The sequence below is a fragment of the Enterococcus sp. C63 genome, from assembly GCF_040887215.1.
GTDB lineage: Bacteria > Bacillota > Bacilli > Lactobacillales > Enterococcaceae > Enterococcus_B > Enterococcus_B hirae.
Genome location: NZ_JBFOFI010000001.1, coordinates 363,976 through 388,029 on the forward strand (window position 1 = coordinate 363,976; position 24,054 = coordinate 388,029).

A 24,054-nucleotide genomic window follows, 5' to 3' on the forward strand; every position below is an offset into this window, starting at 1 on the left:
TTTTTATCTATTTATTGAACAGATCGGTTCAATAGCGGCAATCAGCTATTTCGCTTCATACCACGTCTTCCCCCAACTACTATCTGTAATCAATGGTACGTGTAAGGACACGGCATGTTCCATGACTTCACTTACTAATTTGTCTAATCGTTCTAATTCTGTTTCTGGCACTTCAAAAACCAATTCATCGTGTACTTGTAACAACATGGTTGCTGATAGTTTTTCTTCTTTTAAGCGTTTATCCAACTCGATCATCGCGATTTTAAGAATATCAGCGGCACTTCCTTGGATTGGGGTATTGATTGCTGTTCTTTCAGCAAAAGAACGTATATTATAATTTCGTGAATTGATATCTGGTAAATAACGTCTGCGATGGTAAAGGGTTTCGACAAAGCCTTGTTCCTTTGCTTCACGAACGATACGTTCCATATATTCTTTGACTCCAGGATATTTCTCAAAATACGTATCAATGTACTGTTGTGCTGCTTTTCTTGTAATCCCAAGGTTTTGTGATAAACCATAGTCAGAGATGCCATAAACGATCCCAAAATTGACTGCTTTTGCTTGACGACGCATATTTGGTGTGACATCTTCTGCTTTTTCAATCCCAAAAACACGCATAGCAGTACTTGCATGGATGTCTTGTCCTTCAAGAAAGGCTGCTTTTAAATGTTCATCATTCGAGATATGAGCTAAAACTCGCAATTCGATTTGTGAATAGTCAGATGAATAGATCAACCAGTCTTTTTCTCTAGGCACAAACGCTTGGCGAATCTTTCGCCCTTCATCTAAGCGAATAGGAATATTCTGTAAATTAGGGTCTACTGAACTTAAACGCCCCGTTTGTGTCAAGGTTTGAACATATCTGGTGTGGACTTTCCCATCAGATTGAATGACTTTTAACAAACCTTCCACATAAGTTGATTGGATCTTGGCGATTTGGCGATACGTCAAGATGTCATCCACGATTGGGGCTTGTTCTCTTAATTGTTCTAAAACATCGACCGCAGTGGAATAGCCCGTCTTCGTTTTCTTGATCACCGGTAACCCCATTTTTTCAAATAAAATGACACCTAATTGTTTTGGTGAGTTTAAATTGAAGGATTCACCAGCCTCTTGATAGATTGTTTCCTCGATCTCTTTCAATCGATTGGAGAATTCGATTTTCATTTCTTGTAAACGAGAAGCATCAACTTTGATACCAGTGATTTCCATTTCAGCTAAGATGATTGAAAGGGGTAGTTCCATCTCACGGAACAAGGCCATTTGGTTTTTTTCTGTTAATTCTTGACTTAACTTAGGTGTTAAAACATTAATGGCAGATACTTTTCTGGCAAGGTGGGCAAAAAATACTTCTTCCTCTTCCGGTAATCCTTTTTTTGCCCCTTTTCCATAAATTGCTTCATCTGACTGCACTTCATGATAGCCATAATGGGCAGCGATTCCTTCAATATCCGTACTTTTCTCATTTGTATCAAGCAAGTAGGCACCAAGCAAGACATCAAAATCGATCCCTTTTGTTTTCGTGGCATACCGATTTAAAGCCACATAGGTCCGTTTGGCATCATAGACTTTTTTCAACCGTGTTGGATCAGCTAACCAAGCACAAAAAGCTTCGTTCTCAAATAACGCTAGATCATTCGTAACATAAATTTTTTGTTTCGTCCCCCAAGCTACACCCACGATATCTTCTGTATGGTAATTGTCTCCCATCATCTCCACATATAAAGCCATGTCAGTCGTGAACATGTCCTCATGGTATTCATGGACTACTTCAAATAGGATATCTTCAAGTTCTACTTCTTCCTCAACAAGGTCCAGCTTTGCCAGGAATTGTTTAAATTCCATTTCTTTATAAAATGGCACCAATTTCTCTAAGTTTTTCCCTTCATATTTCAATGAATCAATTGAGACTTCAACTGGCGCATCTGTATTGATCGTCGCTAATTGTTTGGATAAGAAAGCTTGTTCTTTATCATTGATCAAATTTTCTTTCATTTTGCTTTGTTTCATTTCATCAATATGCTCATAGATTCCTTCAACGGATCCATATTGTTTTAACAATTTGATTGCTGTTTTTTCGCCGATTTTCGTCACACCAGGAATATTGTCTGAAGCGTCTCCTGCCAAACCTTTCATATCAATGATTTGATTTGGCGTCAACCCATCATATTTTTCAGCCACATGTTCAGGTGTGTAACTTTCGATATCACTCACACCTTTCACCGTAATGTCTACTTTGATTTCATTACTAGCTAATTGAGTCAGATCTCGATCACCAGATAAAACAACGACATCAAATTCTTCTTTATTGACTTTTTCGGCTAATGTCCCAATGATGTCATCCGCTTCATAATTAGGTAATTCATAGTATTGGACACCTAGTCCTGTGAGTAATTCACGAATGTAAGGCATCTGTTCTTTAAATTCTCCAGGAGTTTTTGAACGGCCACCTTTGTATTCTGCATACATCTCGGTTCTAAACGTCGTCTTTCCTGCATCGAATGCAACTAATACATGAGTAGGTTGCTCTTTTTGCATCACATTTTCAAACATCGTGTTAAAAGCATAGATCGCATTTGTATGCAACCCATTTCTATTTTTAAACCGTTCTAATGAATTGTGTAAAGCAAAAAATGCGCGAAAAGCAACACTATTTCCATCTACAAGTAATAATTTATTTTTTGTCATCTGCCTAACTCCTTACTGTAAAGTTCTTATTTATTCTAACAAAGAATACTGAGGAAAGCGAAAAGAAAAACGCAAATTAACCACTTTACTGGACAAAAAAGAGTGAAAAGACTCAATGCTTTTCACTCTCATAATTATTGTTCAACTGAACGATCCATTCAATCGCTTAATTGTTACGTCCGAAAATTCTTAAGAATGCTAAGAACAAGTTGATAAAATCAAGGTATAGTTGCAATGCCAAGAAAACGGCAATTCCACTGTGTGCTGTCCCATTTGATTCTATATAGATTGACCGGATCTTTTGGTTGTCATATGCGGTAATTCCTGCGAAGATCACGACTAAAAGAAGAGAAATAAACAACTCTACTGCGCTGCTTCGTAAGATAAAGATATTCAAGACCATGGCAATAATGACACCGATCAATGCGGCCATTCCGGCACGGCCGACACCTGTCAAATCTTTTTTAGTAACCAAGCCTACAACGGACATCCCTAAAAACATTCCAGTTGCTGTAATAAACGCTCTGGTAATGCTACCGATATCATACATCGCTAATGTGACAGCTAACGTCAGTCCATTCAAGAGCGAATACGCAATAAAACCACCAATAGCTAAACTTGGGTTTTTAGCTGCTTTAACGCCCAATACAACTACTAAAATCAACTCTACGATCCAGAGACCCATAAAGCCTAATGGAAAATTATTGATGAACGAGAAAACTTGTTGAGGATATACTTGTAATGCGAGATAAGAGATAATCGCACTTAATGCTAGACCTCCTCCTAGATAACCATAGATCTTAGCATAGAAGCGATTCAGTCCTGTTGAAATAGTACCTTGATTATTCATATGTTTCACCTTCACTTTCAAGAGTAATCTCTAATTCTGGTTCGACCGGTGGCTGAACCATCACTACTGCATCCAATACCCGATTTTCTTCGCTATTGTTTGCTTCGACAGAGATTGTCACGACATTTTTCATTTTGTCTACTTTGATAATATCAAACTGAAAAGTCAATGTTTGATAATGGAAAACTGGCTCAATAAAATTGACAGAAAAATTGACTACATGAGACCCAGGACCTGGCAAATGTTTTGAAATTGCACTGGTGATGATGCCCATCAACATGACAGAAGGCACAATCGGTTGTTGGTATTCCGTGTGTTTCGCAAAATCATGTTGGATGTAGAGTGGATTCGCATCATTTGTTAGTCCTAAATACAATAACAGCTGATTGTCTTCAATCGATTCAGTTAAAGACAACGAGTCCCCTTCCTCCAGTTCATTGATGGTTTTTCCTAATTTACGTGGTTTACTTATGTTCAAGTTAGTAACCCTCCAGTTTATATATTGATCACTTCTTATTGTATCAAAACAGTCCAAAAAGGCAAGTTACACTGATTAAAACAAGAAAATATTAACGAAACTGAAAGAAGACAGCGATGTTGATTCCTCTTTTGAAAACCAGAAAAATCAAAAAATCTCTATCTGTTAAGTTTCATTCTTTAACAGATAGAGACTGCTTTACAATCGACTACTTAAAAAAATAGATTACAATACATTCTTTGTCGTACTACTTAATAATTTTTCATACGCTTGTTCAAATTTTTGAACGTCCCCTGCACCCATAAAGATAATGACAGCATCGTGGAAATCAAGTAAAGGAGAAACATTGTCTTCTTTGATCACTTGACCACCTTTTTTGATTTTATTGCCAAGATCTTCAATTTTAACATCGCCCTGTTCTTCACGAGCAGAGCCAAATATATCACATAGATAAACTTTATCTGCAAGATCTAGTGCTTCTGCAAACTCATCCATCAAAGCAATTGTGCGGGTAAATGTATGAGGTTGGAAAACTGCAATGATTTCTTTATCAGGGTACTTTTGTCGAGCCCCATCGATTGTTGCTTTGATTTCAGCTGGATGATGAGCATAATCATCTACAACTGTCATATCAGCTACGATTTTTTCGCTGAAGCGACGTTTTACACCTGGGAATGTTAACAATTCTTTCGCTACTTCTTCTTGGTCTAGTTTTTCAAAATAAGCAACTGCGATCACGCCTAATGCGTTTAATATATTATGTTTGCCAAAAGCAGGAACAGTGAAATGTCCCACAAATTCATCTTTGTGGTACACATCGAAAGCTGACCCCGTCGTTGTGCGTTCGATATTCCGAGCTTGGATATCATCGTCTTCAGAAACACCATAATAATAGATCGGAACATCTGCTTCTAATTTTCTTAAGTAAGCATCATCTCCATAGGCAAAGATCGCTTTTTTCACTTGATTTGCCATTGATTGAAATGCGGTAAACACATCATCAATACTTGTATAATAATCTGGATGATCAAAATCAATATTTGTCATGATAACATAATCAGGCGAATATGCTAAGAAATGGCGACGATATTCACAAGCTTCAAATGCAAAAAATTCTGCTTCGGGATCGCCATGTCCTGTGCCATCACCAATTAAATAACTTGTTGGACGAATGCCAGTCAACATATGTGAAAGTAATCCTGTCGTACTCGTTTTACCATGTGAACCAGTCACTGCAATACTCGTGTAGTTTTGGATAAAGTCGCCAATAAAGTCATGATAACGAACAACTTCTAATCCCAACTCTTTCGCTCTTTGAATCTCCTCATGCGTATCTGGGAAAGCATTACCAGCAATGATCGTCATTCCAGGTTGAACATTCTCTGCATCAAAAGGCAAAATTTTGATATTTGCTTTTTCTAAATCCCTTTGTGTAAAGAAATATTTTTCGATATCTGATCCTTGTACTGGTAACCCTTGCTCGTGTAGGACAAGTGCCAATGAGCTCATTCCTGATCCTTTAATACCAACAAAATGGTATAATTTATTTTGATTTTCCATTTGAATCCTCTTCTCTTAAATATCATCCATTATTTTGTTTTCTATTACAACACGTTCCTCATTATCATATAAACCTAAAAAAATTTCAACCAAATATATTTGAAGAGGTTACTTACTTGAAAAATCGTTCAAATTTAAAAACTGGCTAACGCTCTCGTTTGGTCTACTAGGGATAATTTTCTCATGAACGCAAGAAAGTTCCTGAAACAGAAGAACGGATCCGTTGATAGGCTGACCAAACTTTTTGTGGGATGTCCACATGATTCATATAATTTTTCCCATTTGGTCCATAGCCCTGTTCATCATCCTTCAAACGAACCATTTCTCCTAAAACTAACGCATAGAAATAATCTTTCGACCATTGATCGTTCAACTCTGGCTGAGAAAAATGTAACTCTTCCGCTAGTTCAATTAATTGGGGAACAAATGGGACATAGTTACACCATTCTACTCCTGTGCCTTTCCAGACCTTCTCAAAAGTTGCTCTGGTACGTCGCTGTAATGTTGGATCATTCATAAGAAAAATCCGTTCAGGTAGAGCGCCCTTTTTTTGAAGGATCGTCAAGGCATGTTGTGCATTTTCCCCAGAGTTCGTCGAGGTTGTTTCTAAAATGAATCTTTCAGTTGGAATGCGGTATTTTTCTGTTAAGTAACGAAAACACATCTCACTTTCACTGAGTCCATCCTCAAATAAAACCCCTTGCTTTGCAAAATTTTGGCGAAGCACCTTAGTAGCATGTCCGATTCCTCCGACTAGAAAAATTTGCTGCACTTGTCCTTGCAAATACAGTTCAGCTGCCTTATCAGCAAGAATCGGTAAGCCATTACCTGCTAGAATCACTATTGGTGCCGAATCATTTGTTCTTTGATCACTTGCATCAGCCAAAAAGGATAGCAAACAATTCCAATCTTTCAATTGTTCCCCTTGATTCGTCATGAGCTTTTTTCTCCTTTTTAAGATTTTTTACTTACTGGAAAGCTGTTCATTTGGCACTTTATCCAGTGTTTCCTTCCAAATCAAATGCCCTCGACATTTCCCGCAAACATAGCGTTTGGTATCGATTTTTCGTTTGCGGTAAATATCGGTTGTACAACTAGCACACTGATACCATTCAATTTTAGTCGTTTTCTTAGCAGAAAGAGCAGGAGCGTATCTTAAACCACCCGTTTTTTTTAGTAAGGCCTTAAAATCAGCATCTCGATGACGATAACCTTTATTAGCTAAATGCAAATGATAATGACATAATTCATGTTTAATGATTGCAACTTTTGTCGCTTCATCCACTTCTTGAAACATCTTCCAATTAAAATCTAAATGATGGTCGTTTAAGTGATAACGTCCCCCTGTAGATCGCAAACGAGAATTGAATTTTGCTTGATGCTTAAAGGGCAATGAAAAACTATCTAGCGAGATTTTTTCAACGAGTTGCTGCAATTCGATTTCTGTCACTTTATTTCGCCTCATAAGGGGAAAGCATCGTTAAACTGATTCTTCCTTTATTGACATCAACAGCTTCAATCCAAACTGTTACAACATCGCCTACAGAAACAACATCAGTAGGATGTTTAACAAATTTTTTACTTAATTTAGAAAGATGAACTAATCCGTCTTGCTTTACACCGATATCAACAAACGCACCAAAGTCGATTACATTCCGTACAGTCCCTTTCAACTCCATCCCTGGTTTCAAATCTTCCATACTTAAAACATCTGAACGCAAGAGTGGGGCTGGCATTTCATCCCGCATATCTCTACCAGGTAGGGTTAACCCTTCAAGAATATCAGTTAACGTTTCTTCTCCTACAGATAATGTTTTGGATAAATGAGTGGAAGAAAGTTGAGATAGGGTTTCGATTGCTTCTTTTTTACCTAATGATTTCTCTGATAACCCGTTGCTTTTTAGAATTTCTTTTGCAATTGGATAACTTTCCGGGTGAATGCCTGTATTATCAAGAATGTTTTTCCCACCTGGTACACGGATAAACCCGATCGCTTGCTCATAAGCCTTTGGTCCTAAGCGAGGAACTTTTTTCAATTGCGCTCGCGTCTCAAACGCACCATTTTCTTCTCGATAAGTCACAATATTTTGAGCAGTTGTTTTATTCAAACCAGAGATGTGTTGCAATAATTGAGGGCTTGCAGTATTAACATCCACACCCACTTGATTGACCACAGTTTCTACTACAAAATCTAATTGTTCCGCTAAACGTTTTTGAGAAACATCATGTTGGTATTGTCCAACTCCTACAGCTTTAGGATCAATCTTCACTAATTCAGCTAATGGATCTTGCAAACGTCGAGCGATCGACACTGCACTTCGCTCTTCCACTTGGAGGTCAGGAAATTCTTTGCGGGCAATATCACTTGCAGAATAAACAGAAGCTCCCGCCTCATTCACGATCGCATAGTACGCTTTATGATCAGCTGATTTTAATTGTTCAGCAACAAATTGTTCTGATTCACGGCTAGCAGTACCATTCCCTATTGCGACCATATCTACTTGGTATTGGTTGATCAATTGAACAAAAGCAGGTCCTGCAGCTTCACGTTTCGCTTGAGAAGCAGGTTTATGCGGATAGATGACTTCAATTGCCAAAACTTTACCTGTCGCATCTACTACAGCTAACTTACATCCTGTACGATAGGCTGGATCGAATCCTAAAACGACTTTTCCTTTTAAAGGAGGTTGTAACAAGAGATTACGGAGGTTTTCTCCAAAGATCGCAATTGCTTGCTCATCAGCTTTTTCAGTTAATTCATTGCGCACTTCCCGCTCAATCGCAGGTTGAATAAATCGTTTGTAACTATCTTGATAAGCATTCCTAACAAACATAGTTGCGGGAGAAGCTGGGTTATTGATCAATTGCCGCTCCAGATAAGACAAAATAGGTTCCTCTTCCACTTGGAGTCCGACTTTCAAAATGCCTTCTTTTTCACCACGATTCGTCGCTAAAATGCGATGAGAGACGATTTTATGAATGGGTTCGGCATAATCATAATACATTTCATATACCGCTTTTTCATCCAGCTCCTTCTTTTTAACGACACTGACATAAGAACCTTTATTGTAGGTATAGGAGCGTACCCACGTTCTGTAAGTTGCATTATCACTGACTTCTTCAGCAATGATTTCGTGAGCGCCTTGCAATACTTCCTCGACCGTATGAACTTCTTTTTCATCATTGAGGTATTTTTTTGCTTCTGCATAGACATCTTCATTGGGCAATTGACGAAGCCACTGGGCAAAAGGCTCTAATCCTTTTTCTTTTGCGATCGTCGCTTTCGTTCTGCGTTTTTGTTTATAAGGACGATACAAGTCTTCTACTTGTTGCATTTTAACTGCTAAAGTAATGTCTTTTTTCAATTCTGGCGTTAGCTTACCTTGTTCATCGATTAAACGAATCACTTCTTGTTTTCGTTTCTCTAAGTTTTCTAAATAAGCATAGCGCTCTTCAATTTCTCGAATTTGTACCTCATCTAAGCTACCGGTCATTTCTTTTCGGTAACGTGCAATAAATGGGACAGTATTTCCTTCGTTCAATAAATTCAATACGGTGGTAAGTTGTTTTGAATGATACATCGTTAGTTCTTTTTGAACTAACTGGACAATTGTTTGATTTAAATTCTCTGCCATCAATATACTCCCTTTTTAAGTTAAAGCCATTTTCATTATTCCCTGTTTCTAAATAAAAATGGTGGATTTTCTCACATACTTATTTATTTTATCATATTTGATAACAGTACTTATAGCAGCTCTTAGCAAAACAAATCAATCACACTAAAAATCCCCTATAATAGTTGAGGAATTTGAGTTTCCTCAATACTTTTATAAGGAATCATGTACTGTTATCCTGATCCATTAATTTCCTTGCCACGGTCCTTCAGTGTTTTGATACTCAATGTCTTGAACGATACCAGTTTCATCAAAAACCACACCATGCATCGATCCACCGAAGACTGCTCCACCGTCAATTCCGATTTTCTTATCGTGAATCCATAAATCTGTCGTTTCCATATCTCCGTGTAGCATAGGGGTAATGGTATGACCAAAAACGATTGTTTTTCCTGTATTATTTTTACCTTCATGGAAAGGTTCGCGGATCCAGATGAAATCATGAGGGTTTGTATCATGCCAATCTTTTTTAGTTAAGTCAACCCCTGCATGGACAAAGAGATAATTATGCCATTCATAATAAAGCGGCCGCTCACATAAAAAATCAATCAGTTCGCCATATCGTGAGCGAATCATCAACGCAATCTCTGTGGGCGAATACTCTTCAGTTGACCCAGGGTGTAAAAGACTGTCAAATGTTTCTTTGCCACCATTCCGTAAATAGGGCTCATACCAGTCTTCAGGACTTTGGAGGAACTGCAAAAAGTACTCTTCGTGGTTTCCTCGAAGATAAATCGCGTTATTTTCTTTGACTAGCTGCATACCTAGTAAAAAACACTCTTTCGTATTAGGGCCTCTATCATTCAAATCCCCCATCAATACTAATTGATGATTTAATGGATCAAATTCGTTGACCAATTTTTTAAAGAGATCGTATTTTCCATGAACATCGCCAATCGCATACACCCACTTTTTCATGATGAAACTCTCCCTTTCCATTGTAGTATAACGTATCTTTCGCATAGATTTACACTTATCGAAAAGGTTTTTCCCTTTCCTATACTGATTTTCTCAATAAAAAGAAAAAAAGACAAGCCAAAAATAAAGATAGCAAAGGAATTCCCTTATTCACTCAGCGCTCAACTAGAGCTAGGTGATTGGAGAACAGCTTCTCCTGCTATGTTTATTTTTCAGCTTGTCACTAAATGCTAGTTAAAAAAAGCAGCTAATTTTTCTTCTACTTCTTTTTCAGACAGTTGATGCTCTTTGATGTAGCGGTTTTGTGGATGTTTTGCGCATTCGATCGAACAAGAACCTAAATGTTTTTCTTCATTTTCAACAGAAGTCAACATCTGACGATTGCATTCAGGATTGCCACAATTGATGTAGCGTTCGCAAGGCGTACCGTCGAACCAATCTTTGCCTACGATTCGTTTATCCACTTGATTGATATCAACTGCAATACGTTCATCGAACACATACATCTTACCATCCCACAATTCTCCTTGAACTTCAGGGTCTTTTCCATAAGTCGCGATCCCGCCGTGTAGTTGACCAACATCTTTGAAGCCTTCACGGACTAACCAACCAGAAAATTTTTCGCAACGAATCCCACCAGTACAATAAGTAACCACTCGTTTTTCCATAAATTCTTCTTTATGATCACGGATCCATTTAGGGAGTTCCCTAAAGCTTCTAATATCAGGACGAACAGCCCCACGAAAATGTCCTAGATCATACTCGTAATCATTTCTGGCATCAATGACAACAGTATCTTCATCTAAAATTGCCTCTTTGAATTCTTTTGGTGAGAGATAATCTCCTGTCAATTCGTGAGGATCGATATCGTCTTCTAATTTCAAAGAAACAAGTTCTGGTCGTGCACGAACAAACATTTTCTTAAATGCGTGGCCTTCACTTGGATCAATTTTAAAAAATGTATCAGCAAAACGCTCGTCTTGATGCATCATCGCCATATATTTTTCAGTTTCTTCGATCGTTCCAGACAATGTGCCGTTGATTCCCTCTTTGGCAACTAAGATTCTTCCTTTTAAATTCAACGATTTACAAAAGGCTAAATGTTCCTTCGCAAATTGCTCTGGGTCTTCAATGGTTGTGTAGTTGTAATAAAGTAATACTTGGTAATCCATGTTTTCTTTCCTTCCTTCTCTTCTCTCCAGAATAGTATAAAAAAAGTAAGGTTCGTTTGACGATATTTATGCTTGTGTATTTATGTTCAAACTTTTCAGTTAACATAATATAATTATCGTTTTTTAATTTAGGCAAACTTTACTACGTAAAAGATGGAATAAGATGACCTCAACGATGGAATGACCATTTACATAAACTAGGTTCTACCAAGTGAAAAACACCCACTCTACTAGTCGCTAAACATGACCTGTTTAACTACTAGTAGAATGAGTGTCTGAAGACTACCTTCAAATCATTTCTTTATTTCCCTGTTACTGCAAAATAATTACCATCAGGATCGGCAAAATTAAATACGTATTCTTCACCTAACTGGACTAATTCGCCTAATACCGTACCTTGTGCTTGCATTTTCTTATATAAATCAAAAATATCATCGCTATAAAACATCAAGGATGGGGAACTTCCAGCAACTTCTGGGGAATGTTGTTCAATGAATTCCCGATCGTATAAGACAAGTGAAGTAGTCGCTTTCTCTGATTGGGCGATTTCTACAACCAGTGTGCCATCCATTTCTTGACGATCTAATTCTTTGAATCCAACCGCAGTCCAAAAATCAACGTTTTTTTTCACATCATCAACATATAACATGATTTTCATTTCATTGGTAAACATGTAAATCCTCCTACATTTCTTCGTTTTAGAAGTCATAAGCTTAACTATTTTAGCATACGGAGATCGGAAAAGCTATCTTCACTCCATCTTTATACTCTTATACTTGCCCTTATTGTCATAGTTTTTGGAGTGGATGGAATCTCGTTTTCACTTTTCGGAATAAAATAGATTCCCTGTATCAATCGCCTATAAAAAAAACAGATCCCGTCTCAAAGACGAAATCTGTTTTTGGCTTATAACTAAGCATTGACATCAATGACTTTTGAATCATCTTTGATTGCTTCACGATCCAAGTCCTTAATTCTAGCACTTGTGACAATCCCGGCAACCATACTGCCACTGACGTTCGTTGCTGTTCGAGCCATATCAATCAATGGTTCTACTGAGATAACTAAGCCAACGATGGCAACTGGCAAATTCATCGCCCCTAAGACGATCAATGAAGCAAACGTTGCGCCGCCACCAACACCGGCTACACCAAATGAGCTGATCGTGACGATTGCAACTAACATCAAGATAAAGCCAATACTAAAAACATCAATTCCAGCAGCTGGAGCAACGATCGTGGCTAGCATCGCTGGATACACACCTGCACAGCCGTTTTGCCCAATTGATAAACCAAAGCTGGCTGAAAAATTCGCTGTTGCTTCATCCACACCTAACGCTTTGGTCTGTGTTTCGATATTCAATGGCAATGCCCCTGCACTTGAACGTGAAGTAAAAGCAAAGCTCAATACTGGAAAAGCTTTTTTAAAGTAGTCAAACGGATTGACTTTCACTGAAAGCAAGATCAATGAATGAACAATCAAGACTGCTAGTAAAGCAACATACGAAGCAAGTACGAATTTTCCTAAATTGATAATGGCAACAAAATCACTAGTAGCCATCACATTCGTCATCAACGCAAAGACGCCATATGGAGTCAAACGTAAAACTAAGGTAACGATACGCATAACGATTTTATATAAACTATCAATCAAATTGGCAAAAAATTCTGCTTCTTTCGGTGCTTTTCTTTTGACTCCTAGATAAGCAATCCCGACAAATGCAGCAAAAATCACAACACCGATCGTACTTGTTGCACGTGTACCAGCTAGATCAGCAAAAACATTTTTAGGGATGAATGATAATATTTGTTGCGGAATCGTTAATCCTTGGATACTCTCTTGGCGAGTGGCTAATTCCGAGATTCGAGCTGTTTCTGCTGCGCCCTCGGTAAACTTCGCTCCTTGAAGACCAAATAATATGGTTGTACCGATTCCAATCAATGCAGCAATTGCTGTTGTTGCAAGCAGTGAGGTTAATACTGTTGCACTGATTTTACCTAATTTTTCAGAAACTTTCATTTTTGTAAATGCGCCAACGATCGAGACGAATACTAATGGCATAATCAGCATTTGTAAGAAGCCGACATAGCCTTCACCTACGATATTGATCCATTCCATTGATTGACTGATGACTTGGTTATCTACTCCAAAAATCAATTGTAATAAGCCACCAAATACGATTCCGATAGCTAGAGCTGTATAAACCCTTGTTGAAAATTTTGCATGGCGCTTTTGCATGCGATAGAAAACATATAATAATACCGCAAAAACTAGAACCACTAAAACTGTGATGAGTGTTGTCATTTTACTCCTCCTCTAATTTTTAATGACAAGTCCATCTAAGGAAGTAAAGGTTCCCGAAAATGATTCTTCAATCATTTTCCTGAAAATATTTTTTTCAGCGACTCGTTTATTCTAGACTATTTATGTAAAAAATACATTCGTTTTGCTTACAATTAGTAATAGAAAAAAACCAGTAGTGATAGCCTTTGACTATCACTACTGGTTTTAAGCACGTTTTATGCTTCGTTTTCTTCTTTTTCAGATTGAAAATTTAGTTTCACGCCTGGTTGATCCAATGCAATCTCAGTTATTTCATAGGCCATTCGTTTGACGATGTCAAATAATGGCGCAACTAGCTCATCCACTTCTTCTTGTGTGACATCATTTTGTCCTTCAATCTTTCGATTAAGGATATGGTTAATTTGACTCACGCTTCCTGATAAAACATATGTATCAAAGACTAAGCGAAATTCTAAACGTGCCCCTACGATACTGTGTTCTTTCGGATAGTTCTCAATCGTCTCTTTTAGAGGAGAAAATCCTACTTTTAAATCTGTTTCAACTTCTTGATCAGGCCTTTTAAAATCATAGTGAAATGCCTCTACTACTTCTTTTTGTCTTTTGATTTCCATTTGATCACTCCTTATTCAAATTATAACATACCTCACTTTGAAAGAGGATACTATTTTATTGCTTTCTCCTTGATATCAAGGATTTTTAAGAGATTATCTACAACATAATCGGCAGGAATATCTTGTAAAAAATGATCAATATCATACAAACAAGTCAAGACTCCTGCGTTCTTACCAGCTTCTATATCTAAACGACGATCACCAATCATGATCGTTTCCGACTTTTTCAATTGATGTCTTTGGATCAAATCATTTAATGAGTCGGGCGCTGGCTTACGAGGAAAATTCCGATCAATCCCAATGACTTCTTCAATTAAATCAGCTAGATCAAACTGCTCAAGCAATTCCCAAGTCGAGTTTGAGAGTCGGTGGGTCAAAATAAAATGCTCTGCCCCTTGGCTTTTCAATAATCGTAACACTTCTTGGGTGCCTGCAAAAGGCTTGGGAATTTTCTGACTCGCTGCTTCATAACGATGAAACAAGGGTGTAAATTGTTCTTCTGGTAATTGGTATTCTTTGATTAGTTGACGGGTGGAAAATTTCTTCATGATCGGATAAATCGTTTCTTGATCCGCTAAGATACCTAACGCAGCCATTGCTTGAAGCGCTCCATCGACCATGGCTGGATAAGTATCAAATAATGTTCCATCAAAATCCCAAACATAATTTTTTATCATCGTAACTTCTTTCCTTTAGATCTATTCATATTCCCACAAAACATGTCCCTCTTATAACAATTCTTTTCCGAGGATTTCTAACTCTTTATTTAAAGTGTATTGGATCGGTTGCGCATTCGGGATATCAATCGTATCCAACTGATTTTCTGGTACATCTTCTAAGTATTTCGTTAACGCACGTAAGCTATTCCCATGTCCAACCACTAAGACATTTTTACCAGCTAATAAGTGTGGTGCAAGTTCATCTTGCCATAAAGGAACCACGCGCTCAACTGTCATCTCTAAGCTTTCACCATGGGAGAGCAAACGTGGATCTAAAGAATCATAGCGTCGATCAAAATGGTTTTCTGATACGAGTGGCGGAACTTCTCGATAGCCACGACGCCATTTTTTGACTTGTTCTTCGCCATATTCTTTTTTCATCTCCGTTTTATTTTTACCAACTAATGCCCCATAATGTCGTTCATTTAACCGCCAAGTTTTTTGGACGGGAAGATACAATTGATTCATTTCTTCTAAAGCTAACTGTGACGTTTTGATTGCTCTTTTTAGTACAGATGTATAAACGATATCAAAAACCAATCCTTGCTCATTCATTTTTCGTCCAGCTTCCGTTGCTTGTTGCATCCCCTTTTCAGTTAGCGCAACATCTAACCAGCCAGTCCAATAATTTTGAAAATTGGCTTCACTTTCACCATGTCGTAATAAGACTAACTTCATCCTCTTCACCTAGACTTTCGTTTCAAATTGGGTACCGCATTTTTTACAAGTCACTCGAATTCGTCCTTTACCTCGTGGCGCTCTTTGCTTTTGGTGACAAGTAGGACAAGAAAAAAACGTGTACTCCATCACTTTCTTTGAATTTTTTGGCTTTCTCAACTGAGAAAACCATAATTTTATTTGATTCGATTTTTCGATGAATTTCCGATTTTCATTTATTCTTACATAGATTTTCTTCGATAACAATCGAAATACGATCAGACCGAGTAATCCCCAAAATAAGAAATAACCGATTGAAAAAGGAAGTAAAAATTGAAACAGACGAAAGAATAGTGCCAGAATCAACAATACTCGGTTCAACGAATCAAATGTTGCATAACGTCCTTGCATCACTTGGTTGTATTTTCTTTTGTATTCAATCAAGCGTCTTAACCAAATTTGTGCCATCGTAACTCCTCCTGCTGCTCTTATTATGGCAAAAAAAAGCAAAAAGAAAAAGCTTTAATTCGCTTTTTCCATTGTTAATTGATGAAGTGCATTCCGATTCTTCATAAAGTCAATCACGATGACTTTCTTTTCCTGCGCTCTTTGGACGACACGAAATGTATCCGCTAACGGTAACGTGAGTTTTCTAGAAGGCACTTCCTTCAAGCGAACAAATCGGCGAATCAGCGTTAAGAATTGTGTTAATTGAATCGATGTATGAACTAAATCAGGATATTTTTTTAATAATTGAGTTGTCTTTAATAAATGGCGTTTTTTACCAATTTCACTTAAAAAACTTTTTAAGATTTTTTGTTGCCGTTGAAAAATTGAAAACGAATCTTTCTCATCAATTTTATAACGCATTTGTCTTTGAAGTTCACTGACCGTTAACTGTATCAACTGGCCGTTCTCCTTGATTATCAAGCCATTTGGAAATAGCTCTGTTACTGCCTGATCCCAACTTGTCAATGAAAGCTCAAGATAATCTTTCACAGGTAAATCAAGTTCTCTATTAAAAAAGAGCAAAAGTGCAGTTAACCCTTCTGATTGATAGATTTCTCCTAGTGTTTGACCTTCTAAATGAAACTCTGGCGAAAAATGCAACAAAGTTTTCCCCTTGTTTAACTGAACATAAAGAAAGGTCGAACGGTTGATGACTTGATCCTTTAGCACCACTAAAAAATTCATTTTTCTCCCCCTTTATCATTTTTAACATAGCATATTTTTAAAAAGTTGTCTGGTAAAAGAGGAGGGTTTCATAAAAATTTAGTAATTCATCAAATTCTCCTTAAAACAATGAAACCACCTGAGCGATTGTAGGTTCACTCCTCTTTTTCCATCAATTCTTTCATCTCGATCACTTCCCGATATTGGTGGATTTTAGTGATCCCAATGACTTTATCGACATCAATACTAAAACAGATACCATTGCCTGGAACATCGATGTTGATTCCCTGACCAATCGTCTCCATGACTTGATTGGTTAAACTATCAGGTACGAGGGTTAACACAATATCTTTTTCAGGTGAGATTTCCAGACCTAAAAAATTACTAGAATCATGAATCCCTGATCCACGCCCATGGAGTATCGTACCTCCAGCTGCTCCGGCGGTTTTTGAAAACTTAATCACTTCGTACCCCATCCCCCCATCAACAATCGTGACGATCATATTCAGATTCAACGCTACAGGATCTTTCATTTTTTTCCCTCCAACTGTTGTAATTTGTGTTTGGCTTGTTTATCTTTTTCATCTTTCCTTTTGTAGATATAGCCTAGAACCAATGTCGATAATATAGGCGTCAATGCAATCATAGCCACTACTCCAAATCCATCAATAATCGGATCTCTTCCTTCAATTTGCGTGGCGATTGCCACACACATCGATAAAATGAACGTGGAACACATGGGGCCAGTCGCTACCCCTCCGTTATCAAATGCCATAGCAAGAAAAATTTTATCAACCTTGCGTCCTAAAATGAAAGCTAAGCCATATCCTGGAATCAAAAAATAGTAGAGAGAAAACCCAACTAATAAACGCCACATAGATAACCCAACTGCTAAGCCAATCCCAATAGAGATGACTGCTAACATGATTTTTGCTTTGATTCTTCCCTCACTCAATTCTTCCACTTGTTTAACCATGACGTGGATCGCTGGTTCTGCGAAACCAACTAAAAACCCCATCAAGAACCCTAAAGGTATCAAAAGCTGATTATGTTCTAAACTAGCAAGTACACTACCTAGATGTTGTCCAACAGGAACGTAAGCCAGATCGACACCATGCAGGAATAAGATCAATCCGACAGTAGTGATCAAAAAGCCCTTGATAATAGCCCAGAAGCGTTCTTTACTCATCTGAAAGCTCAGGAAGTTCATGACTAAGAATAATAGTATGATCGGCGATATGGCGATTAACACCTCATAGGAAATGATTTCTATCCCCGAGAATAATTCTTGGACTATCTTCATTGAAAAATCACCCCTAAAATCATTACTGCCAGAATTGGACCTAAAGATGCAATCCCAACCATCCCAAAGCTATCATTGGCACTCGTTTCTTGACGAATCATACTAGTCAGTCCGCCAGCTAATGCTAGAATAAAAGGAACGGTAATCGGTCCAGTCGTAACGCCTCCAGAATCAAAAGCAATCGGCATAAATTCATTACTTGTAAAAAATGAAGCGACTAATACACCAACATAACCAATCGCCATCAATTGATAATAAGATAATTTGAAGACAACCCGTAAAAGAGCAAACGCTAAAAAGACACCTGTGCCAACGCTTACAATTCCAATTAACAACACTCGGCCAATCTTTCCTTCAGAAATCTGATTGACTTGTTGTCCCAACACTTGAACGGAAGGTTCTGCGATCGTGATTACAATTCCAATCATAAATCCTAAAGCAATGAGGATTGTGAGACTTTTCTTTTTGATCATATATTTTCCCACTAATCGCCCGACTTCCATCATCGAATAATCGGCGCCAAATAAAAATAGTGTCATGCCAATCATCATAATCCCTGCCCCAAACAAAAAAGAAATCATTTCATCTGAGTCAAGCGGTGCGAAAATAAAAGTTAAAATAACAATTAAAAGTGTCATTGGAAAAATGGCGATAACAACTTCTTTTAAATTTTTTAGCATATATCCTCCTCCTTTACTCTATTTTACCTGATTCCTTCACAAGTTACGAGCAGAACAGGTAAACGCTGTTATTTTTTTCAATAAAAAAATACTCAAATATGACATTACCGTAAAAAGAAGCCAAATTGAGCGAAAATCAAACTTGGTTTCGGCTCCTTTGGCTTCTCTTTATGTTATAAGCAACCCTGCTACTTCAAAATCAAGAATGAAAAACCATACGAGCCTTTCAATTTTTGGGGTTTGATTCTGAAAAGGAAGGTCTACTGTTTAGCAAGGTACTCAAAAAACATCTGGAGCTTTGCGCCCTTTTTGTTTCACCCTGAAAAAGTAATCACAAAATAAGTACTCAACTCTAAGACAAGGAAGCAATCAAGTGTTTTCGAAATGCTTCGTATTCGTCTGCCTGTTGATTAAACAAACGTTGGTTGCTTGTGTGGCTATCTTGCATCCATTCTTTTGGTTCGCTGCTGCCTAGAAACGCATCTAACAATTGTTGTGTGACAATCGGATTCTTTTTCACTGCTTCTTTGACCAGGTAAAAATCTTCAATTCCTCTTTGCAATTGTTTGTAACGTAAAGACAACAATAGCTGTCCAGAATAGCTAGGATAAATGAGACAAGTATCACCGATCGGTAACGAACTAGTATTATAGCGGATATCTTCTCGCACATTTTCTGGCCAGCAATTATATGCCCAACGCAGCATACCATCTGTTTTGAAGCAATGCGCTAAAATTCCTTGGATACGAGTCTCTAGTAATGAGCTGTGTAAAAAGGTATTCGGACGATCAGGATAATTACAAATATAATATTGTGTCTTTCCTGGATGGCTTTGTGTTAACCGCTGATAATGGTTGCACGTACAATAAAAAGAAGTGACCGGAAAATCGACATCTGGCAACAATTGTTCCAAGACGTTTTCTTTATCAAAAGCGACTTTTATCTGAACACTAGTATCCACTGACTTTAATTCTGCTAATGAAGCTTTAAAGGTGTCTATTTCGTGAATCTTCGGCTCATCAGAGATAATCCTGACTTTATCCCATACCCCAATCTCTTTGAAATGCTCAAATAATTGGTTGAAATAGGACTTCAATTCATTTTTGTTTTCGATGAATCCGATCTTTTGCAAGGCTTCATCAAAATAGCGAACCACAATTTTTTCAGGGTAATCTAACTGTTGGATCAATGGGAAGAATGGTACTTGCCACACACCTAACAAACCAAAGACGTTGATTTCTTGATCGATACCTGCTTCTGCCATTGTTTGAAGATAGCGATCTAAAATGGTGAAATCACACGTCAATTCTCCTTTGAGATCCTTCTTGACTTTGATCATTGAATACTCATAGAGATTCGCTGGATAGTCTTTGACGATATAATTGAACCAACCTTTCCAAGGGATCTCGCCTGCGATCACCGTTACCGCTTTTTGCCCAATAGCTGCTAAACTGGCAGCCATTTCGCGAATCAATCGGAAATGAGTCTCACTCCAAAGTGGGACTTGAAAACTTCTCGCTAAATTAGACGGTTGTTGCCAGATGTCCAAATTAAATTTCTGAGTCACGTTATCTGGAAAACAATAATCTGAAACGTCAATCATTAATTTTTTCGTCACTACTTCTTCGTCACCGGCTGTCAAATATGAACGGTAAACTGTTATTTCTAGTGAATAGCTGCCAGACTTGATTTCAGTATCCAAAGGAAATTCCAGATAAATTGGCGCATAACGATCGCCTGAATAAGTTTTCACTGTTTGTTCTAACAACTTATCAGCATACAATATATCTTCGTTGCCTAAATAATAGTCAATAAATTGAGCTTTTACTGGTAACGAGGATTCGATAGCGATACGATAAATCGGTATCTCAATAGCATCTGGTATCGAAAATTCATCCGATAGTACGAAATGGTTTTTTCGCCCGTCATGAAGTAGTAACTGACAAGCATTTTTACTGTTCTTATAAAAAGTTAACTCCGTAAGTTCCTGAGGCTGTTCAGCCGTCAGACGATTGGTCGCTTTATAACTTTCATGGACAAGGTAAGCTTGCATTCAATGCTCCTCCTTTGGTCGATTCAATCCATCGATCAATTGTTCAAATCGTTCATTCGTCATTTGATCTGGAATCATTCGCCGTAATTGCTTTAAATTAAGTCTTTTTACCAATTTGAAACGACTAGGATCTTGCCAGCTAGGGAAAAATCGTTGGAGAACTTGCTGATTTTCTGCCTCTTTTACGAGTTGAAAAATCGGTATGTCGATGATCTCTCTGGTCGAAAATTCGTTGCCTTTTTCTTGTTGTTCCCACTGTGATTCCATCCATTCCATCGCAAATGGAAACCAGCGAGCAAAACGTTCGTCTGTCACTTCATCAGATGTGCGGTACCACTTAGTTGCCAAAGAAAGTCCATGAGGTCCTTTTTGAAAAATATGTGATTCAAAAGGAACATCATTTTCTTCTAACGCACGTAAATATAGTAAGGAATTTTCGATAGGAACGATCGAATCTTCAAATGTGGAGAATAAAAACGTCGGCGGCGTATCACTCGTCACGCATTCTTCCAAAGAAGGAGCAGAAATACCCATGACCTCTGAAAAAGAAGAGAGGATAGCTGGATAACCTAATAAACATAGAGCGGGTTTAGTCGCTAACATTGTCGACATGGCTGCTGCTAAATGCCCACCTGCTGAAAAGCCAATGACCGCAATCTTATGACGATCAATCTGCCATTCTTCCGCACATTCTTGAAGTAATTCCATTGCTTTTTGTCCATCAGACAATGCTTTTTGAAAATGACGATGTTCTCCTACATGATAATGTAAAACACCTGCATGATAGCCCTTTGACAGAAAGCTTAATGCGATCGGTTCCCCTTCTCTTTCACTACAAAAAGAATACCCACCCCCAGGAATCACTAAAATAAACGGACGTTTTTCGATTGGCTGCGATTCAAACAATTCTTCTTGTAAGTAAAGCTTGAGACCGGTATTTGCCTTGCGATCAAAAATCATTTCTTTTGTTCTCATTGCTTCATTCTCCTAAGCCATTTTCCTCAATCACTTGTTGATACCAATAAAAGCTATCCTTTTTATACCGTGCTAAATCGAGTAACTCTTCATCGGTCCGATTGACATAGATAAATCCGTACCTTTTATTGATTCCTTCATGAGTACTGATCAAATCAATCGCACTCCATGGGCAATAACCGATCACCTCAACGCCATCTTCAATCGCTAAAGCCATTTGCTGGATGTGTTGATGTAAATAATCAATCCGATAATCATCATGGATTTTCCCGTCAATGAGTTGTTCTGATGCACCGATCCCATTTTCTGTCACCAAGAGTGGTAAGCGATAGCGAGAATAAATTTCATTTAAAGTAAAACGAAACCCTTCTGGATCAATAGGCCAGCCAAATTCCGTCATTGGTAAATGTGGATTTTCGACTGTTTGAAAGAATCCTGGAATCCCAAAACCGGATTGCTGATCTATTTTTTGTTCTTTGGCAAAATAACTGGAGACGGTCATTGTATTATAGTAGTTAAAAGCAATGTAGTCTCCTGTTCCTTCTGCTAAAATCGTTTGATCTTCTGCAGTAATCACTGGTTCCGCACCAATCTTCTCTAATAAATGCCAAGCATTATGATTGTACTTCCCAAAAACAGCAACATCTAAAAAGAGCCAATTTCTAAGCGCACTCATATATAAAGCGGCCATCTGATCCTCTGGTTTATCTGAAGCAGGATACACACTGGCGATGTTAGGTGCTGGTCCAATTTTGCCGTTATAATTTCCTTTGTGGTAATTACTGGTCACGAGGGCTTGTGCGACTAACATATGATGGTTTTCTTTCATACTTTTATTACTTGTCCCAATTACAGAACCAGCCAATGCCATGACATTTTGTTCATTGATTGTTTGCCAAAGTGGAACATCTTGCCCAAAATGGTCAAATAATACCTGACAATAATCCGCAAAAGTTTGAATCGTTTCTCTATTTTCCCAACCACCTTTTTCGGCAATGGACGCAGGCAAATCAAAATGGAAAACAGTTACGATTGGTTGGATATCATTTTCTTTCAATAACTCAATCAAACGTTTGTAAAAAGCAATACCAGCTGGATTCACTTTTCCATTAGGCATTACACGACTCCATGAAATCGAAAAACGATAAGCTTTTAGTCCTAACTCTTTAAATAAACGGACATCTTCTTCCAATCGATGGTAGTGGTCAGAGGCAACTTTAAAATCAGTCGTTCCTTCTGGGATAGACTTGATATCCTGAACAGATGGTTCTTTCCCCTCTTCATTCCAAGCGCCTTCTACTTGATAAGCACTGGTAGAAGCTCCCCATAAAAAATCTGTTGGAAATTTATTTTTCATCTTCATTCTCCTTTATGGCCGCACCAATTAAATTGGCGTCTGCTTGAAATTTTGCTGCTTCAATCGTCATTGGTTGTAATGTTTTTTTGATGATTGGCGCTACTGTAAACAGCTCTCGATAAGCTTGTTGAATCGTCTGGATCAAATATTCTTGTTGACTGATTCCTCCACCAATGACGATCTTTTCAACATCTAGCAGCGTTTGAACATTGAAACAAAGAAAAGCAACCTGTTTACAATAATCATGAAATAAAGCTTTGGCTGACTCATTCTCACTGTCTTTTAAGGCAGCAAAGACCTGTTCGCCCTCGTCGTCTACTTTTAATAATTCAGCTAATTGTTTGATCAACCAAACAGCCGACAGTCCCATACCTACAAACGAGTCTTGACCAGTAATCTGACGATCACGGATCATAAAGCTAATTTCACCGGCTTGCATGTGCGTTCCTTTATAAAGCTGTCCATTGATACAAATGCCCATGCCAACTCCAGTTCCCAAAATAATCGCTGCGCCTTGTTGGATCCCTTTTAAATTGCCATATTTCATTTCACAGGAAGTAGCAGCTTTGGCATCATTTTCAACGAACACTTCGAAATTCTCCAACTCTAAAAACGATTGCAATTGGAGTTGATCCAGATAAGGAACAGCACCGCCGAAGCGAACTGTTCCAGACTGATCAACCGATCCAGGTACTGAAAAAGCAATTTTATGGAATGATTGGATTTCTTGATAGTCACGAATCATTTGTGATAATAATCGTTGAAATTGCTCTTTGTCTGAAGGTGTTGGAAAACGCTTTTTAAAAGAAACTTCATTCTGAGAAATCAGAGCGGTCTTGATCATCGTCCCTCCAATATCAATCCCTAAAACGACCATTT

23 protein-coding genes are annotated in these 24,054 nt (G+C 38.0%); all 23 read right to left on the reverse strand.

Annotated elements, in window-relative coordinates; genetic code table 11:
* Nucleotides 1–45: 45 nt before the first annotated feature.
* Nucleotides 46–2,691 carry a DNA polymerase I gene (gene polA / locus AB3H90_RS01660; RefSeq protein ID WP_010719035.1) on the reverse strand — a complete coding sequence of 882 codons (2,646 nt, stop codon included), beginning with the start codon at nucleotides 2,689–2,691 and terminating at the stop codon, nucleotides 46–48.
* 166 nt (nucleotides 2,692–2,857) lie between these two features.
* A complete protein-coding gene (locus AB3H90_RS01665; protein WP_368016043.1) occupies nucleotides 2,858–3,541 on the reverse strand; it encodes a Bax inhibitor-1 family protein in 684 nt (227 codons plus the stop codon).
* Complete coding sequence (locus AB3H90_RS01670) at nucleotides 3,534–4,019, reverse strand: MaoC/PaaZ C-terminal domain-containing protein (RefSeq protein WP_053766813.1); 486 nt, start codon at nucleotides 4,017–4,019, stop codon at nucleotides 3,534–3,536. Before AB3H90_RS01670 ends, AB3H90_RS01665 begins: the two co-directional genes overlap by 8 nt.
* Before the next feature lie 225 nt (nucleotides 4,020–4,244).
* The gene (murC, locus tag AB3H90_RS01675; RefSeq protein ID WP_010719032.1) at nucleotides 4,245–5,579 is read right to left on the reverse strand and encodes a UDP-N-acetylmuramate--L-alanine ligase; all 1,335 of its coding nucleotides are present in this window, start codon (nucleotides 5,577–5,579) and stop codon (nucleotides 4,245–4,247) included.
* 181 nt (nucleotides 5,580–5,760) lie between these two features.
* Nucleotides 5,761–6,516, reverse strand: a complete 756-nt coding sequence (locus AB3H90_RS01680) for a YdcF family protein (protein WP_053766812.1) — start codon at nucleotides 6,514–6,516, stop codon at nucleotides 5,761–5,763.
* Nucleotides 6,517–6,543: 27 nt separating this feature from the next.
* Nucleotides 6,544–7,029, reverse strand: coding sequence for a SprT family protein (locus AB3H90_RS01685; protein ID WP_010719030.1), 486 nt, complete (start codon nucleotides 7,027–7,029; stop codon nucleotides 6,544–6,546).
* A 1-nt stretch (nucleotide 7,030) separates the two neighbouring features.
* Complete coding sequence (locus AB3H90_RS01690; RefSeq protein ID WP_368016044.1) at nucleotides 7,031–9,214, reverse strand: Tex family protein; 2,184 nt, start codon at nucleotides 9,212–9,214, stop codon at nucleotides 7,031–7,033.
* Nucleotides 9,215–9,439: 225 nt separating this feature from the next.
* Nucleotides 9,440–10,171: a metallophosphoesterase family protein gene (locus AB3H90_RS01695; protein WP_010719028.1), complete on the reverse strand. Its 732-nt coding sequence runs from the start codon at nucleotides 10,169–10,171 to the stop codon at nucleotides 9,440–9,442.
* 230 nt (nucleotides 10,172–10,401) lie between these two features.
* Nucleotides 10,402–11,343, reverse strand: coding sequence for a rhodanese-related sulfurtransferase (locus AB3H90_RS01700; RefSeq protein WP_010719027.1), 942 nt, complete (start codon nucleotides 11,341–11,343; stop codon nucleotides 10,402–10,404).
* 301 nt (nucleotides 11,344–11,644) lie between these two features.
* On the reverse strand, nucleotides 11,645–12,016 hold the full coding sequence (locus AB3H90_RS01705) for a VOC family protein (RefSeq protein ID WP_010719026.1): 372 nt from the start codon (nucleotides 12,014–12,016) through the stop codon (nucleotides 11,645–11,647).
* Between the two features lie 239 nt (nucleotides 12,017–12,255).
* Entirely contained in the window at nucleotides 12,256–13,647 is a 1,392-nt protein-coding gene (locus AB3H90_RS01710) for an L-cystine transporter (protein WP_010719025.1), read from the reverse strand.
* Nucleotides 13,648–13,862: 215 nt separating this feature from the next.
* On the reverse strand, nucleotides 13,863–14,258 hold the full coding sequence (locus AB3H90_RS01715; RefSeq protein ID WP_010719024.1) for a DUF1149 family protein: 396 nt from the start codon (nucleotides 14,256–14,258) through the stop codon (nucleotides 13,863–13,865).
* Between the two features lie 50 nt (nucleotides 14,259–14,308).
* Entirely contained in the window at nucleotides 14,309–14,932 is a 624-nt protein-coding gene (locus AB3H90_RS01720; protein WP_368016122.1) for an HAD-IA family hydrolase, read from the reverse strand.
* Between the two features lie 54 nt (nucleotides 14,933–14,986).
* The gene (locus AB3H90_RS01725) at nucleotides 14,987–15,655 is read right to left on the reverse strand and encodes a 2,3-diphosphoglycerate-dependent phosphoglycerate mutase (RefSeq protein ID WP_010719022.1); all 669 of its coding nucleotides are present in this window, start codon (nucleotides 15,653–15,655) and stop codon (nucleotides 14,987–14,989) included.
* A gap of 9 nt (nucleotides 15,656–15,664) precedes the next feature.
* Nucleotides 15,665–16,102, reverse strand: a complete 438-nt coding sequence (locus AB3H90_RS01730; RefSeq protein ID WP_010719021.1) for a hypothetical protein — start codon at nucleotides 16,100–16,102, stop codon at nucleotides 15,665–15,667.
* 54 nt (nucleotides 16,103–16,156) lie between these two features.
* Nucleotides 16,157–16,828: a hypothetical protein gene (locus tag AB3H90_RS01735; protein ID WP_010737691.1), complete on the reverse strand. Its 672-nt coding sequence runs from the start codon at nucleotides 16,826–16,828 to the stop codon at nucleotides 16,157–16,159.
* 134 nt (nucleotides 16,829–16,962) lie between these two features.
* Nucleotides 16,963–17,340: a P-II family nitrogen regulator gene (locus AB3H90_RS01740; protein ID WP_010719019.1), complete on the reverse strand. Its 378-nt coding sequence runs from the start codon at nucleotides 17,338–17,340 to the stop codon at nucleotides 16,963–16,965.
* A complete protein-coding gene (locus AB3H90_RS01745; RefSeq protein WP_010719018.1) occupies nucleotides 17,337–18,110 on the reverse strand; it encodes a DUF1538 domain-containing protein in 774 nt (257 codons plus the stop codon). Before AB3H90_RS01745 ends, AB3H90_RS01740 begins: the two co-directional genes overlap by 4 nt.
* A complete protein-coding gene (locus tag AB3H90_RS01750) occupies nucleotides 18,107–18,790 on the reverse strand; it encodes a DUF1538 domain-containing protein (RefSeq protein ID WP_034698192.1) in 684 nt (227 codons plus the stop codon). Before AB3H90_RS01750 ends, AB3H90_RS01745 begins: the two co-directional genes overlap by 4 nt.
* Nucleotides 18,791–19,142: 352 nt before the next feature.
* Nucleotides 19,143–20,843, reverse strand: a complete 1,701-nt coding sequence (locus AB3H90_RS01755; protein WP_368016045.1) for a DUF4091 domain-containing protein — start codon at nucleotides 20,841–20,843, stop codon at nucleotides 19,143–19,145.
* Nucleotides 20,844–21,818, reverse strand: coding sequence for an alpha/beta hydrolase (locus tag AB3H90_RS01760; protein WP_368016046.1), 975 nt, complete (start codon nucleotides 21,816–21,818; stop codon nucleotides 20,844–20,846).
* 4 nt (nucleotides 21,819–21,822) lie between these two features.
* On the reverse strand, nucleotides 21,823–23,175 hold the full coding sequence (locus AB3H90_RS01765) for a glycoside hydrolase family 1 protein (protein ID WP_368016048.1): 1,353 nt from the start codon (nucleotides 23,173–23,175) through the stop codon (nucleotides 21,823–21,825).
* Nucleotides 23,165–24,052: an ROK family protein gene (locus AB3H90_RS01770; protein ID WP_094940134.1), complete on the reverse strand. Its 888-nt coding sequence runs from the start codon at nucleotides 24,050–24,052 to the stop codon at nucleotides 23,165–23,167. The genes AB3H90_RS01765 and AB3H90_RS01770 overlap by 11 nt, the downstream gene beginning before the upstream one ends.
* Nucleotides 24,053–24,054: the final 2 nt, after the last annotated feature.